This window comes from Roseovarius sp. TE539 (assembly GCF_003298505.1).
GTDB lineage: Bacteria > Pseudomonadota > Alphaproteobacteria > Rhodobacterales > Rhodobacteraceae > Roseovarius.
The window spans coordinates 24841-39542 of sequence record NZ_QNGB01000021.1 but is presented as its reverse complement, the minus strand read 5'-3'; the positions used below and the strand labels follow the sequence as shown (position 1 = coordinate 39542).

The 14702-nt window shown below is 65.4% G+C and carries 17 protein-coding genes; 12 read left to right on the top strand and 5 right to left on the bottom strand.

The window, feature by feature from the left end; translation table 11 throughout:
* Positions 1-83 precede the first annotated feature (83 nt).
* The 3 genes from DQW77_RS13110 to DQW77_RS13100 form a co-directional block, all read right to left on the bottom strand.
* Positions 84-1607, bottom strand: a complete 1524-nt coding sequence (locus tag DQW77_RS13110; RefSeq protein ID WP_113258683.1) for a caspase family protein — start codon at positions 1605-1607, stop codon at positions 84-86.
* Positions 1608-1728: 121 nt separating this feature from the next.
* Complete coding sequence (locus tag DQW77_RS13105) at positions 1729-2643, bottom strand: nickel/cobalt transporter (RefSeq protein ID WP_113258682.1); 915 nt, start codon at positions 2641-2643, stop codon at positions 1729-1731.
* Positions 2625-3284, bottom strand: a complete 660-nt coding sequence (locus tag DQW77_RS13100) for a DUF1007 family protein (RefSeq protein WP_258523861.1) — start codon at positions 3282-3284, stop codon at positions 2625-2627. Before DQW77_RS13100 ends, DQW77_RS13105 begins: the two co-directional genes overlap by 19 nt.
* A gap of 10 nt (positions 3285-3294) precedes the next feature.
* Between DQW77_RS13100 and DQW77_RS18750 the strand changes: the two genes are divergently transcribed.
* Positions 3295-3840, top strand: coding sequence for a hypothetical protein (locus DQW77_RS18750; protein ID WP_181711267.1), 546 nt, complete (start codon positions 3295-3297; stop codon positions 3838-3840).
* 97 nt (positions 3841-3937) lie between these two features.
* Here the strand turns inward: DQW77_RS18750 and DQW77_RS18055 are convergent, their stop codons facing one another.
* Positions 3938-4183: a hypothetical protein gene (locus DQW77_RS18055; RefSeq protein ID WP_147094974.1), complete on the bottom strand. Its 246-nt coding sequence runs from the start codon at positions 4181-4183 to the stop codon at positions 3938-3940.
* Between the two features lie 78 nt (positions 4184-4261).
* On the opposite strand from DQW77_RS18055, the gene DQW77_RS13090 reads away from it, so the two are divergent.
* From DQW77_RS13090 to DQW77_RS13040, 11 genes are all read left to right on the top strand, one after another.
* On the top strand, positions 4262-5707 hold the full coding sequence (locus DQW77_RS13090; RefSeq protein ID WP_113258710.1) for an aldehyde dehydrogenase family protein: 1446 nt from the start codon (positions 4262-4264) through the stop codon (positions 5705-5707).
* Between the two features lie 4 nt (positions 5708-5711).
* Positions 5712-6113, top strand: coding sequence for a carboxymuconolactone decarboxylase family protein (locus DQW77_RS13085; RefSeq protein ID WP_113258680.1), 402 nt, complete (start codon positions 5712-5714; stop codon positions 6111-6113).
* A gap of 102 nt (positions 6114-6215) precedes the next feature.
* A complete protein-coding gene (pcaC, locus tag DQW77_RS13080) occupies positions 6216-6620 on the top strand; it encodes a 4-carboxymuconolactone decarboxylase (RefSeq protein ID WP_113258679.1) in 405 nt (134 codons plus the stop codon).
* Positions 6617-7342, top strand: coding sequence for a protocatechuate 3,4-dioxygenase subunit beta (gene pcaH, locus DQW77_RS13075; protein ID WP_113258678.1), 726 nt, complete (start codon positions 6617-6619; stop codon positions 7340-7342). Before pcaC ends, pcaH begins: the two co-directional genes overlap by 4 nt.
* Positions 7343-7345: 3 nt before the next feature.
* Positions 7346-7957, top strand: coding sequence for a protocatechuate 3,4-dioxygenase subunit alpha (gene pcaG / locus DQW77_RS13070; RefSeq protein ID WP_113258677.1), 612 nt, complete (start codon positions 7346-7348; stop codon positions 7955-7957).
* A 20-nt stretch (positions 7958-7977) separates the two neighbouring features.
* Entirely contained in the window at positions 7978-8841 is an 864-nt protein-coding gene (locus DQW77_RS13065) for a 3-keto-5-aminohexanoate cleavage protein (RefSeq protein WP_113258676.1), read from the top strand.
* Complete coding sequence (locus DQW77_RS13060) at positions 8838-9914, top strand: 3-carboxy-cis,cis-muconate cycloisomerase (protein ID WP_113258675.1); 1077 nt, start codon at positions 8838-8840, stop codon at positions 9912-9914. The genes DQW77_RS13065 and DQW77_RS13060 overlap by 4 nt, the downstream gene beginning before the upstream one ends.
* A gap of 303 nt (positions 9915-10217) precedes the next feature.
* On the top strand, positions 10218-11315 hold the full coding sequence (locus DQW77_RS13055) for a porin (RefSeq protein ID WP_258523859.1): 1098 nt from the start codon (positions 10218-10220) through the stop codon (positions 11313-11315).
* 264 nt (positions 11316-11579) lie between these two features.
* A complete protein-coding gene (locus DQW77_RS13050; RefSeq protein WP_113258673.1) occupies positions 11580-12410 on the top strand; it encodes a sulfotransferase domain-containing protein in 831 nt (276 codons plus the stop codon).
* Positions 12407-13294, top strand: a complete 888-nt coding sequence (locus DQW77_RS13045; protein WP_113258672.1) for a sulfotransferase domain-containing protein — start codon at positions 12407-12409, stop codon at positions 13292-13294. Before DQW77_RS13050 ends, DQW77_RS13045 begins: the two co-directional genes overlap by 4 nt.
* 94 nt (positions 13295-13388) lie before the next feature.
* Positions 13389-13901, top strand: a complete 513-nt coding sequence (locus DQW77_RS13040; protein ID WP_113258671.1) for a hypothetical protein — start codon at positions 13389-13391, stop codon at positions 13899-13901.
* Between the two features lie 9 nt (positions 13902-13910).
* On the opposite strand, the gene DQW77_RS13035 is transcribed toward DQW77_RS13040, so the two are convergent.
* Entirely contained in the window at positions 13911-14597 is a 687-nt protein-coding gene (locus DQW77_RS13035) for a sugar transferase (protein ID WP_258523858.1), read from the bottom strand.
* Positions 14598-14702 lie beyond the last annotated feature (105 nt).

Below are 14702 nucleotides of genomic sequence, written 5' to 3'. Positions count from 1 at the left end.
CGGCCTCATTGACCGCGATCGTGACGATGACGGGGCAAGGGTGATTGCCACCGTCCCTTACCGGTCCGTGCCGCGGTGGGCGGTCACTTGCGTTGCAGCCGCAGGGGAAGTTTGCGTTTCGGCTTCCGGGCAGGGGCCGCTTTCTGGACCGGGGCCGGTGCGGGCGCGGGCGCTGCGACGCTCACCGGGGCTGCGGGTTTAGCTGTGAATGTCTGCCTCTTGCGTGCCGCACGCTGCGTTTCGCGGATCCGCTGTGCTTCGAGGAAACCGGCGTATGCGGCGGCGGTCCCCGCTTTTAGCCGGTCCAGCTGATCGGCATTGAGGTACCCCGAAACGTGCAACTGCTTTGCTGTCTGCCAGGAGGTGATCGCCGCACGGGTCATCGGCCCGAAGACACCATCGGCGCCGCCCGGATCATGGCGCGCCAGCCTCAGGCGGTGCTGGATTTCGCGGCGTTCTGCGTTGGACAGGCGCAGGGCGGCCTCGGTTTCCTGCGTCGCCGCGTCCGGCCGCGTTTCTTGGCTTTCGTGCACATCTTCTGCCGCCGGCGCTGCCGGTTCGGCGGTTCGGGGCAGGGGCGCGATCGTCTCGGGAATGTCCGACCGCGGTACCGCCGCGACCTGCCCGGCCGGGTCCGGCCCGCCGCAATTGCGGTTCATGAAGCTTCTGGCGATGGAATGGAAGACATGATTGGGGCAGGACTTGGCATAGGCGTCATAGACAAAACAGGCCCGTTCCGACTTGGCCTCCTCGTAAAGGGCGTCGCAGGCACCGGATGCGGTGTCGGGGGCGGCCGTGATCGCGTTCTGCCCGGTGGTTCGGCAATCGCCCTTCAGGCAGGTGCTGCCAAGTGTCTGGTCGTAATAGGCCGGATGTTGTTGGTGGCCATTGAACTCAAGGGCGAGCCGGGCCGTTTCCGCCTGCGTCGCCGAGATCGCGTCCTCCAGCGTGACACCCGACGTCAAATGCGGCACGAAGACCCGCGAGAAGACGGACAGCCTCTGGTCCGGGGGATCGTCAGGCAGCCGGTCGAGGGCCTGCTGCCCCTCTCCGGCAGAGAAGATCACGAAAGTGCCCTGCGGTGGGCTGACGCGCGCAAGTCCGCGGCTGAGCCCGACGGAGCGGCTGCCCTGTGCGGGCTTGAACGGGTTGTCGCGGCAGGCGTCGATCACCGCCACGGTCAGCCCCACGCCAAGCGCCTCCAGCTCGTCGAGAACGCCGGAAAGCCCGTTGCGCAGCGCCACGGATTGCCGTTTCAGAAGCCGGGTGCTCCCCTTCTTGGGGGCGTCCGTGGGCACAAGGTAGTTGACGCTGCCATCACTCCATCCATGGCCGGAAAAGACGAACGCCGCCTGATCGCCCGGCCGCAAGCGGTTGAGGAATCCGTCAAGCGCCGCGATTGTCTGGTTGCGGGTCAGGTCGCGGTGATGAAGTACGGTGAAGCCAAGTTGCTCGAAGGCGGCGCCGTAGGCGTCGGCATCGGCATGGGTGTTCTGCAGATCCTCCAGTTCCTCGTAACTGCCATTTGCGAGCACGAACGCGTATTTCGCCGCGACCGCAGGCGCCGACAGGGAGAAGATCATGAAAAGAGACAAAATAATACGCATTGCAGGCCCTCCGGGCAGCGGATGTCCGAAATCGTTGGACCAAACCAGTGTCTACCAAGGCCACGGATCGGTCAAGGTATGCCGTCCGGCCTCTGTGCCGCGCCCGCGGCACCGGGCCCGGTTACCAGCGACCGGGCGGAACCGTGAGCAGGCCGAACGCCAGCAGGATGACCGCAGCCCCGGCCGCCAGTTCCAGCAGCGGAAAGACCACCCTTGCGCCGCTGCCGTCACCCAGGGGGGCCGTGCCGCCGCGCCGCAGGGCCACGGCCAGCGCGGCTGTGGCCAGCGTCACGCTTGCAGTGCCCAGTGACATCGCCAGCGTTCCCGCCAGTCCGGCAGCATAGATTCCCATCTGCCATGTCAGTACCAACAGCAGCAGCGCCCCGCTGCACGGTCGCAGGGCGATGGCCCCGACCAGTGCCGCGCCGTCGCGCCAGCCTGTCACTGCGGCGGCCTCGGTGGCGGTGGGGCCGTGGCGATGCCCGCACCCGGCACAGATCTGATCGACAGGGGCATGCCCTTGATCGCGGCGCAGACGCAGCAAGGCGCGCAGGCCGCGCAGAACCAGCCAGACACCGATCAGACCGATGGCGCCATGGCTCAGCGGCGCGAGCGTGACTTCGGCCAGACCGACCAATTGCTGCCGCGTCAGGTCCAGAACCGCGATCCCGGCGCTGACGAGGATGATCGCGCCCAGCCCCTGCGCCACCGAGGACGCCACCGCCAGACTGCCCAATCGCACGAATCCCACGCCGCGTCCGACGCCGTACCCCCCGATCAGTATCTTGCCGTGTCCGGGGCCGACCGCGTGAAAGAAGCCGTAGGCGAAGCAGAAGCCCAGCAGCGCCGCTGTGGCGCCCGGCTCTCCGGCGCGCAGGGCGCGCAGGCCCCGGGCCATGTCATTCTGGAAGGCGCGCTGCCAATCGGCCGCCCAGAGGCCGACGGGCCGCAGGCCCCCGGAGAGGATCAGGACGGCAAGCGCCGCGGCAACCGCGCCCGCGACCAGCGCCAGCAGGATCAGCCCGTGGCGCCGCATGACACGATCAGGGTGTCGGCGAAGTGGCGTCCGACCTCGGGGTACTCGTTTTCCAGCATCACGTCGGCGGGCAGCTTTGCGATTTCCCTTTCCAGGATGCGCGCGGCGCGGTCGGGGTTGGCGGACCGGCGCGTCAGCCGGCAATCCTCGCGGCCCTCGACCGTCACCGGCAGCGTCACGTCGTATTTCACGAAATAGCCCGGATCGTAGACCCGGATGGCCACGGCGCCTTTGGCGGGGTCGATCCTGTTGGTCAGGGGGCGCACATGGCGGGTGACGATCCGGGCGCTCGTGGGTTCGTAATCGGCGCCGTGACGCACCGGCCGGGACAGGGCCACTTTGTCACCGTCGCGGGACAGATGCAGATCGCCGGGAAAACCCGCCTCCCAGTCCACGTCGGTACCGGCGATGCTGTCCAGTTCTGCATCTGTCAGGGTGCCGTCGCCATCCGGGTCAAGTCCGCGTTCCTCGATCATCATCAGCGAGTAGAACGCGTCATAGGCCCAGAACACCCGAAGCGCCGCCAACTGCCCGCGTTCGTCGAAGATCAGGGTCAGGCCGGCATCCACGAAGACATGCGGATGCCCGGGCGCGCGGTGCGGCGCCACCAGCAGGCCGACAAGGCAGAGGGTGCTCAACACGCGATGGATCATGGACCGAAGGTTTAACGCCACGGTGACCCTTGAGGCAAGGGCGCGCCACCGGTCTCAGACACCCGGCCATCCTCCGGGCAAGATCGCGCTTCAGGGCCGGGCAATGGCCGGGCCCGGGCGCGAGATCTGTACCAAGCGGGCCGGGCACCGCGATGCGCGCCGGACCCGGATCGACCGTGTCGCCGGAAGTGATGGGGCCGGCTGGTTTCAGCCCGAAACGCTGTTCGAAATATGGGTAGGCGTCATGAAACACCAGATGGCGGGCCCCTTGCGCCGAGGTCAGGGCGGCGCGCGCATCGGCCTCGGCGGCATCGAGGGTCGCGGCTTCGGACGGGCGCAGCACATAGCCAAGGGGCGACGCGCCGGGGCGGATGACCAGATCGGGTTCTGCGATGCCTGCCATGACCTGTGCGGCAAGCGCCTTCACTCGGGGGATGTCGGCGGCCACACGCGGTGCCTCGGCCGTCGCGGACATGGCAAGCGACAACGCCGTGACAAGCGGGGTAAGCCGGACGCGGATCATGACTCTGATATTACATCATAACAGTCCTGCTCTTGGTAGCTGCCGCTCACACCATACCGAGCGGAAATTCCGCTTCCCGGGAGGCCCGGACGGAAACGATCGGAATCGACTGACATGATCATGCGCTCTGAATTTCCGAGGGCGTGGCCGCGGCGAGGGCCTTCGCGGCCACACCCGAACGCATGGCGGCCATCGCCTGTGCCGTCGGGGCGGACAATGGTGCGCTTGGCGGCGGTGCTGTTGGTGTTGTCGAGACCCGCGCCGCCGAAAGGCCGATATGACCGGACGCCCGGTCGCCGGGCGGCTCCGGTCCCGCGCCGTGCCGTTCGACAGGTCCGTAAGGCGTCAGGATGGCAATCGACATTCGCGGCGATTTGCGGCAATGGATGGGGCCGGGAGCCGGGCGTCGCGCTGGCTGCCGGACCGGCAAGGAGGGAATGGGATGAGCGATTACCGGCAGAACTACATCGATGGCACATGGTGTGACGGCGGTGCGGGCCGAACCGATGTCACCGATCCCGGCAGCGGCGCCGTGGCGGGCGAGCAGGCGCTGGCGGATGCGGGCGATGTGGACCGGGCCGTTCAGGCGGCGGCCCGTGTGGACCGCGCAGGTGCCCTGCGCGACATGCGCCCGATGGACCGCGGCAGGATCGTTCAGGAGATCGGACGTTACCTTGTTGTCCATCGCGACGAGATTGCCGGCCTTCTGACCCGCGAACAGGGCAAACCCTTCTGGGAGGCGCAGCGCGAAGTTTCCGGTGCGGCCCTCTATTTTGAATATTACGGCAATCAGGCGGCCACGGTCGAAGGACGGTCGATTCCCCTGGGTGGCGGGTATTTCGATTTCACCGACAACGAGCCCTACGGTGTCTCGGCGCAGATCATCCCTTGGAACTTCCCGCTGGAGATTGCATCACGGTCGATGGCGGCGGCGCTGGCGACGGGCAATACCTGCGTGATCAAGACCTCGGAAATGACGCCGCTGACGGGCGCCTGGCTGGCGCGGGCGGCCGAGGCGGCCGGGGTGCCGGCGGGCGCGGTCAACATATTCAGCGGCTGGGGCCACGAGGCCGGCGCGGCACTTGCCGCGCATTCGGGCATCAACCAGATGGTGTTCACCGGATCAGTGCCCACGGGCATAGCGATCGCCACGGCGGCCGCGCAGAACGTCGTGCCCTGTGTCCTTGAGTTGGGCGGCAAATCGGCGGCCATCGTTCATGACGATGCCGATCTGCAGGCATTCGAAAACGATATCCGCTGGGGCATCTATTTCAATTCCGGGCAGGTCTGTTCGGCGATGTCGCGGGTCATCGTGCATGAATCGTGCCATGACGAGGTGGTGGACCGGGCGGTCAAGGTGGCCCGCTCCCTCTCGGTCGGGCCGGGCATGGAGCGGCGCGAGGCGGGCCCCACCATGGGCGCCATGGCCAGTGAAGCACAGCGCGACCGCGCGGTTTCCATGGTCGAGCAAGCCGTGGGGCAGGGCGCGCGGATCGCCACCGGCGGGCGGCGGATGAACATTCCCGGCGCCTTCATGGAACCCACGGTGCTGACCGGTGTGACCCCGGACATGGCCATCGCGCGGGACGAGGTGTTCGGCCCGGTCCTGTCGGTCATGCCGTTCCGCGACGAGCGGCAGGCGATCGATATTGCCAACGGCACGCAATACGGGCTGGTTGGCGGCGTCTTCACGCGCGACCTCGACCGTGCGACACGCGCGGCGCGGGCAATGCGCGCCGGGCAGATCTTCGTCAACCAGTGGTTCGCGGGCGGGGTGGAAACCCCTTTCGGCGGCTACGGAAAATCCGGCTATGGCCGCGAAAAGGGACGCGAGGCGCTCTGGAATTACGTGCAGACCAAGAATGTCGCGATGAAGATCAGGGGGTGACGCAATGACTGCATTCGACGAAGACCTGTTCCTCAAGGGGCTGGAACAGCGCAAGGCGACGCTGGGAGCCGAATACGTGGAAAGGAACCTGGCCGCGGCGGACGGGTTCTCCCGCCCGTTCCAGGAGGCGATGACGGCATGGTGCTGGGGCTTCGGCTGGGGCGACGGGGCGCTTGACGCCAGAACCCGGTCGCTGATGAACCTCGCCATGATCGGGGCACTGGGCAAGATGCACGAGTGGGAAATCCACTGCAACGGCGCGATCAACAACGGTGTGACCGTCGACGAGATCCGCGCCGCCATCCACGTGGTGGCCATCTATTGCGGGGTGCCTCAAGGGTTGGAATGTTTCAGGGTGGCCCGCAGGGTGCTGGCCGAACGCGGCCTTCTGGACGCGCAAGGCTAGAGGGTGCCGGCGGTGCGCTGCGCGCGTTGCCGGCGGCTATACAAGCTGCGCCGGGTGTGCCAGAATTTGCCGCACACCGGGATTTGCGAGGAGTGGTAGGGCATGCACGAGGAGGACCGGCGCCTGCGTGAGAAGGGCGAGGCGACGCGCCGCGAAATTCTCGGCGATGCCCATGTGGACCGCGCCGACGCGGCCGGCACGCCTCTCGACGCCCCCTTTCGCGCGCTCATTACCGAAGGGGCATGGGGCCGGGTATGGTCCAGCGATGCCATAAGCCCGCGTGAACGCTCCATGTTGACGCTGGCCCTGCTGGCGGCGACCGGGAATTTCGAGGAAATCCCGATGCATATACGCGCTACCGCACGGACGGGCACGAGCATGACCGACGTTGCCGAGGCGTTCCAGCATGTCGCGATCTATGCCGGTGTGCCGCGGGCAAATCATGCCCTCAGACTGGCCCGTGAAACATATGCCGAGATGCGCGCCGAAGCCGGGGAGGGCACATGACCGGCGCCTTTTATCCCATTGACCGGCGTCGTCATCCGCCCGCCTTCGACGATGCCTACAAATCCACGGTGGCGCGGGCGCCGCAATTCCCGCTGCTGTCGCTGGAAACACCGCCGGCCGAACGCATGGGGCCGGTTTTCGGGCATGCGGATCTGGGCGAGAGGGACAATGACCTGCTGCGCAATTTCGCCGCCCCCGGCAGCGACGGGCCGGTGGGCGAACGCGTCGTCTTGCACGGGCATGTCCTCGATGAGGATGCGCGCCCGGTGCCCGGGACGCTGGTCGAGATCTGGCAGGCCAATGCCGGGGGGCGCTACCGGCATGTCAATGACGGCTATCTCGCGCCGCTTGACCCCGCCTTCGGCGGCTGTGGGCGGACCCTGACGGACGCGCAGGGATACTATGCCTTCCGCACTGTCAAACCGGGCGCCTATCCGTGGCGCAACGGCACCGACAGCTGGCGCCCCGCGCATGTGCATTTCTCGGTTTTCGGGTCGGGATTCGCGCAGCGTCTGATCACCCAGATGTATTTCGAGGGTGATCCGCTGATCCCGCTGTGCCCGATTGTCCGGACGATCCCGGATCCGGAGGCGGTAGAGCAGCTTGTCGCGCGGCTGGACATGAAGGCCGCGCAACCCTTCGACGCGCTGGCCTACAGGTTCGACATCGTGCTGCGGGGACGTCGCGCCACGCCGTTCGAAAACCGGCCAGAGGGGGGCTGAACCATCAAGCAGCACTTGCCATACCTGCCGCAGACCCCGTCGCAGACGGCGGGGCCCTATGTGCATATAGGTCTTGCGCCGCGCCTTGCCGGACTCCCGGCCGCCGCCATGGACCGGGACGCGCCGATCGCGGGTCCGCGCTGCGCCGGCGACCGCATCAGCGTTACCGGCCGCATCCTTGACGCGGCCGGGGCACCCGTGCGCGATGCCATGATCGAGGTCTGGCAGGCCAACGCCGAGGGCATTTTTGCCCATCCCGACGACCCGCGTCGGAATGAACTGGAGCCCGATTTCCGCGGCTGGGGGCGGATGGCCTGCGACTTCGAGACCGGCGAATGGGGCCTGCAGACGGTGTGCCCGGGCGCGGCGCCCGGGGGCGGGGCTCCGCATCTGAGCCTGTGGATCGTGGCGCGGGGGATCAATACCGGGCTCGCAACGCGTGTCTATTTTCCCGAGAACACCGCGGCCAACGCCGCCGATCCCGTGCTCGACATGGTCGAGCCGCATCGGCGGCCCACCCTGATCGCGGCGCGTGACGGGGCGGCGGGCGCGGGTGCCTATCGTTTCGACATCAGGTTGAGGGGGCCGGGCGAGACGGTCTTTCTGGACCTTTGAGCGCGGGAACAAACACGGGCATGCGCACCGGCGCCGGTGCATCAGTGGCGGGCAAGCCGTGCATCATCTGCGTGGCGATCACCGGCTCGGTGCCGACAAAGGCCGACAACCCCGCTGTCCCGGTCAGCATATCCGAACAGGTCGAATCCACCCATGAGGCGTTCGAGGCCGGGGCGCGTATTGCCCATTGTCATGTGCGCGACGATGACGGCCGTCCCACCTCGGACCCCGAACGCTTTGCCCGTCTCAAGGAGGGACTCCGGAAACACTGCCCCGGAATCATCGTGCAGTTCTCGACCGGCGGGCGATCGGGCGCGGGGCGTGAGCGTGGCGGGATGCTGCCGCTGTGCCCCGACATGGCGTCGCTGTCGGTTGGGTCCAACAACTTTCCCACCCGCGTCTACGAGAATTCGCCCGATCTGGTGGATTGGCTCGCGCGGGAGATGCGCACCCACGGGGTCGTGCCCGAGATCGAGGCGTTCGATCTCAGCCATATCCTGCAGGCGATCCGGATGCACGGTGCGGGCGTGCTTCACGGCAAGCTCTATGTGCAATTCGTGATGGGGGTGAAAAACGCAATGCCCGTGGATCGGGACGTGTTCGACTTCTATGTCCGGATGATGGCCGAACGCGCACCCGAGGCGAATTGGTGCGCGGCGGGAATCGGCCCGGGACAGATCGTGATCAACGAATGGGCGATCGCCGCGGGCGGTCACACCCGGACAGGGCTGGAGGACAACATCCGGCTGGATCGGCACACATTGGCTCCGTCGAACGCCGAACTGGTGCGCCGGGCCGTTGATCTTTGCGAAAAATACGCCCGTCCGGTGGCCGATACCGATCAGGCCCGCGCGATCCTTGGCTTGCGGGACGCCCCGGCATGACCGGCACCGCCTTCGGCAGCCAATGGCTGGGCGCGCTGGTCAGCGATGCCGAGATTGCCGCAAGACTCGGCGATGACATGCAGCTTGGTGACATGCTGAGGGTCGAACGGGCCTGGACCGACGCGCTGGAAGCGGCGGGGCAGGTGCCCGCCGAGAGCGCGGCGGCGGTGCGTGCGGTGCTGGACCCGGAGGGCATCGACCGCGCCGCGCTGGCCCTTGGCGTTGTCCGTGACGGTGTGGCCGTGCCGGGACTCGTGGCGCAGCTTCGGGCGCGACTGCCCGAGGCGCATCACCCGGCATTGCACCGCGGGCTGACCTCGCAGGATGTTGTCGACACCGCGCTGGTGATGGCGTTGCGCGATCTCTGTGCGGTCTTCGAGGATCGTATCGCGCGGCTGTCGGAGGGGCTGAATGCCCTCCGGCTGCGCTTCGGCGACAACCCCTTGATGGGGCGGACGCGGATGCAGGCGGCCCTGCCGGTCACCGTGGCGGACCGGATCGCGGGCTGGTGCCTTCCGCTTGACGATCATGCCGCGCGGCTGGCGCAACTGCGTCCGCGGCTGGAGCGGGTGCAGATGGGCGGCCCGGTGGGCACGCGCGGCGGGCTCGACGGGCAGGGCGATGCCCTGGCCGCCGACATGGCCGCGCGGCTGGGCCTCGCGGCGCCGGGCCGGGCCTGGCACGTCCGGCGCGACGGCCTGGCAGAATTCGCCGGCTGGCTGTCGCTGGTGAGCGGCGGGCTGGGCAAGATGGGGCAGGACATCTGCCTGATGACGCAGCAGGGAATCGGCACGGTCACGCTGGCGGCGGGCGGCGGATCCTCGGCCATGGCGCACAAGGCCAACCCGGTCGGCGCGGAAACGCTGGTGGCCCTGGGCCGATTCAATGCCGCGCAACTCGGTGCGATGCACGCCGCGCTGGAGCACGAGCAGGAACGCTCGGGCGCTGCCTGGACCCTGGAATGGATGGTGCTGCCGCAGATGGCGCTGGCCACCGGCGCGGCCCTGCGCCATGCCGAAACCCTGACAGGGGGAATCACCTTCATGGGCGATCCCCCGGCGCACGGGGCCTGACAACGTGGCACCGACCGAGTCGTCGCCGGCCCCGGGAAATGCCCGACCGCGGACCGCCGGAAACCGCCAAATCACGCCGTGAAAACGCAATTTTCGGAATCCGGGCGGAATTCGGCCCAAACCGGGGCAGGCCCGACGCAAGTGTGTGATTTATACGTCACAGAACGGGCAACTTCCCGGCCCGCAGCCGCCGCCGCGTTGACACCAAGGCCCCATTTGCAGCATTCCAATCCTCAAGCCGTGTCCAGCCTTGGGGGCGGCGGACCATGAAACATCATTCCTGCTACTATGAGGAGGGACACCTTGAAAAAGCATCTGCTCAGCACCAGCGCGATCGCACTCGGCGTCGCAATGGCTGCGCCCGCAACGGCCCAGCAATGGGACATGAACTGGGGCGGCTTCTACTCCGCTCATGTCGGTTACGCTGACGTTGGCGGCACGATCACCAATCCTGCCGGCACGGACTTCGACGGGGTGAACGTCTTCACCACCGGCGAGATCATCTTCTCGCCCTCCGTCACGCTCGACAACGGCATGACCTTCGGCATCAACGTGCAGTACGAAGCCCACACCAACACTGGTGGCGTTGACGAAAGCTACCTGTCGATCTCCAGCGACACGCTGGGCCGGATCGACATCGGTAACGAGAACTCGGCCGGTTACAAGTCCATGATCGGCGCGCCGACCGTGACTTCCATGTGGATCAACTCGCCGTCCGCTTCGGCGTTCATTCCGCGTACGGGCGTGAACACTTTCCGTCAGGCCGCACTCTCGTCCTACACCGAGGTTGCAGGCAACAACGACGTTGAGCGCATCAGCTACTACACGCCGGACTTCAACGGCCTGACCGTTGGTGTGTCCTACGCGCGTACCGCTAATGCAGGTCAGAACGTCAGCCACAACTACAACATCAACAAAGGCGCAGCGACCGTTGCTGACGTGTTCGACATCGGCGCAAGCTACAGCCAGTCCTTCGGCGACAGCAGCGTCACGCTGGGCGCACGCTACGGCACGGGCGACTCCAACGTTGGTGGTATCAGCGATCCTGAAACTTGGGGTATCGGCGGTCAGTTCAGCTTTGCCGGCTTCACCCTCGGTGCGAGCTATACCGAGAACGACAACGGCGCACCTACCGGTGTTGGCGATCAGGAAGGTTGGAGCCTCGGCATGACCTACGACGTCACCGGTCCGTGGTCCGTTGAAGCGCTTACCTACCAGGGCACGATTGAAGCCGGCGCGGTCGACAGCGACTACGAGGCCTACAAGGTCGGCGCCAGCCGTGACCTCGGTCCGGGTGTCGATTGGGATGTCTACTTCGTTTACCAGGACACCAACAACGGTGCGACTGGCGCGACGGCAGATGGTTCGCTCATCGGTACCGCGATCAACCTGAGCTTCTGATAGCTCCGGCATGATTTTGCGGCGGGGTGGCGAGAGCCGCCCCGCCGTTTTTGTTTTCTCCGGTCATTTCCAACGTTTGAACCCGGGCATGGGGCCCTTCCGCACGCGCCGAGGGGGCCGTTGACGCCCCGGGTCGATGACCCGAAAGTCTTCTCGGGGGACGGGGTGACGCACAGATTCAGCGCTCCGAGGGGGTGACATTCCCGGCGACCGATTATATTTGTCGATCGACGCTCTTCAGACCTTCTCGCGGATCGCCGCTTCATGAAAAAAAGCATCATCTGGCTGGCCTCCTACCCGAAATCCGGGAACACTTGGACGCGGATCTTCCTGTCCAATTACCTTGCCAATCCATCCGAGCCTCTTTCGATCAACCAGGTTCATCGGCTTGGCATGGGTGACTCCATTGCCAAGGCCTATCACAAGGTCGCAGGGCGAGAGATCGACGTTCACGATATCGGGCTGACCCTGCAGTTGCGTGATGGTGTTTTGCGCGCAATTGTGGCCAACAATGCCGACGTGAACTTCGTCAAGACCCACAATATCCGCGACGATGCCCTTGGCGTGCCACTGATCCCGGATCAGTACACGCGCTCGGCGGTTTACATCATGCGCAACCCGCTGGACATGGTCCTGTCCTACGCGCGCCATTATGGCATCAGTCCGGAGGAGGCGACCTACAACATCGGGCGGGACGATTGCGCCAATTCGGCCGATCCCACCACCGTTACGCAGTTCCTCGGGTCATGGTCGCAGCATGTGCTGAGCTGGACGCGCCGGGCCGCCTATCCGCAATGCATTCTGCGCTATGAGGATCTGCTGGAGAACCCGGAAGAGCATTTCGGGCGGCTTCTGGAGCATATCGGCATACCGCCCGACGAGGCCCGTTTGAAAAAGGCGATCCGTTTTTCCAGTTTCCGCGAACTGAAAAAGCAGGAGAAGAAACACGGGTTCGGGGAACATTCAGGCAAGAGCGACGGCTTCTTCGCCAAGGGCAAGGCCGAACAGTGGCGCACCGACCTGGCGCCGGAGCTTGTTGACAAGATCCGCAAGGATCACCGCAACACCATGAAAAAATACGGGTATCTGGAATGAGCAACCTCCGGCGCGTCATCTGGCTGGCCTCCTACCCGAAATCCGGAAACACCTGGCTGCGCAGCCTTCTGGCGCATTATTTCATGCCCGAGGGCAAGGCGCCGGACATCAACAACCTGCGCGAATTCACCACGGGCGACGTGCGGCGCGATTTCTTCAACGCGGCGGCGGGAAAACCCTTCGAAGGCACGACGATCGAGGAGTGGCTGGAGGTGCGGCCGAAGGCATTGAGGCTGATCGCCGCGTCCAAGCCGAACCACCATTTTGTCAAGACCCATTGCCAGTCCATCCGCATCGGCGATCAGGACCTGATCCCCCCCGAGGTGACGGCGGCCGCCATTTACGTGATGCGCAACCCGTTCGATCTGGCCCCGTCCTTCGCGCGTCATCAAATGTGTGACATCGACACTGCCATCGACCGGATGGCCAACCCGGACATGCTGATGGGCACCGACGAGGGCATATTCGAGGTTCTGGGCCGTTGGGACGATCACGTTCATGTCTGGAACAATGCGCCGGGCCTGCCCCTTTTCGTGCTGCGTTACGAGGACATGCTGGCCAATCCGGGCCGCGAGATGGCGCGCCTGCTGGAAAAGTTCCTGCGTGTGCCGGTGGATCGGCCAAAGCTGGCAAAATCCGTGAAGGCCAACAGCTTTTCCGCGATGAAGAAATTCGAGGAAACGCACGGCTTCGCGGAGCGGCCCAAGGGCATGCAACGATTTTTCGCCAAGGGCCAGTCCGGGGTGTGGCGCGAGGATCTGAGCCCCGCGCAGGTCAGCCGGATCCGCAATGAATTTTCGGCCACGGTCGAGAAATGGTACCCGGAAATGATCGAGGAAACGGAAAGTTTCGCCGCGACCGGTGCGAAAGGCACCCGCGTCTGACAACGATGATGTGACCGTTCGTGTGGATGAAATCCCTTGTGCGAACGATCGGACTCATGTGCTATGTAATCAGGGAACGTACGGAGGTCACGATATGAGACTACCGCTTTTTTCCGCATTTGCCACTTCCATTGCCACGCTCGCGTTTGCAGGTGCGCAGCCAGAAGGCGTGGCGCGGCTTGGCGCCGACCCGTCTGTCACCGGCGGAACCTACACGTCGCCCGGTGGTCTGTCGGTTTCGGTGGACCTGCGAAATTTCGACGGCCGGACCGGGGTTTGCGGTGTCTGGGCGGAAAGTGTGTCGCAGTCGGTTATGACGAAGGGCCGTGGCAAGCAGGTTCTTGCCCGTGGCAACATCACGATCGACGGGGTGTCCGTTCTCAACAGCCTGGGATTCTTGCGCAAGGTGGCGCCGGCCGTGTCCTATGCCGGGCTTGAGGCGAATTGCCGTGTTACCGAAGTTCCGTGGCGGGCTGGCAGGACGGTCGATGCCCATATCCCGCGGCAGATCGTATACAAGGACATCGACGAGTTCGGCTCGCATATCATCCGGTTCCGGCCCGGAGGGCCATCGGCACATCCCGATGATCCCAAGCCCTGGGACTGACATGCGTTTTCAGGCACCGTTACAACGGAGTACTGTCACGAGTGTGCGCCAGACGATCCAGGCATCCAGCTTGAAGCCGGCGTTTTCAATGTATCTCAGGTCGGCGAGAACCTTGGCGCGGGTCGCGTCGAGTCCATCGGCGTAACCGAGTTCGGTTTGCGCGAGGCCGCTGATGCCGGGGCGGACCGTGTGCCGTGCACGGTACCCCGGGACAAGACGCAGATATTCCGTTGCGTGTTCGAAATAGTCAGGTCTCGGGCCGATGAGGCTCATCTCTCCGCGCAGCACGTTGAGGGCCTGTGGCAGTTCATCGAGATGCGTCTCGCGCAGAAACCGTCCGAGGGTGGTGATCCGATCATGCTCAAGCGGACCGCTCGCCTTCCGCGTGATCCGGCCTGTCCCTCGCATGGTGCGGAACTTGATCGCCCGGAAGACGGTGCAGTTCCGGCCCATCCTTGATTGTACATAAAAGAGTGGCCCGCCGGCATTGAATAAGGGGTTGAGCACGAGAAGGACCGCCGCGCAAAGCAACGCGACCGGTATCAGGACGGAAACGGAGACAAGGATATCGAAGGCCCGTTTGGCGACGGGAAAGGCATCAGCTGCGGTCCTGACGCGAAGGCGCCGCTTGTGACCGTCTGCCTGCCCGTAGTTTTGCGGCATCCGGGCCCGGGTCTGGGGATCAGCATTGGACAACCTTGGAGGCTCCGAAATGGATTGAACAAACGGTTAGCGTGTATATTGCTAGCAGATCGGTTGCAATTTACAAAATGGTAATATCCGCTAGGCGCCGAAAACCGG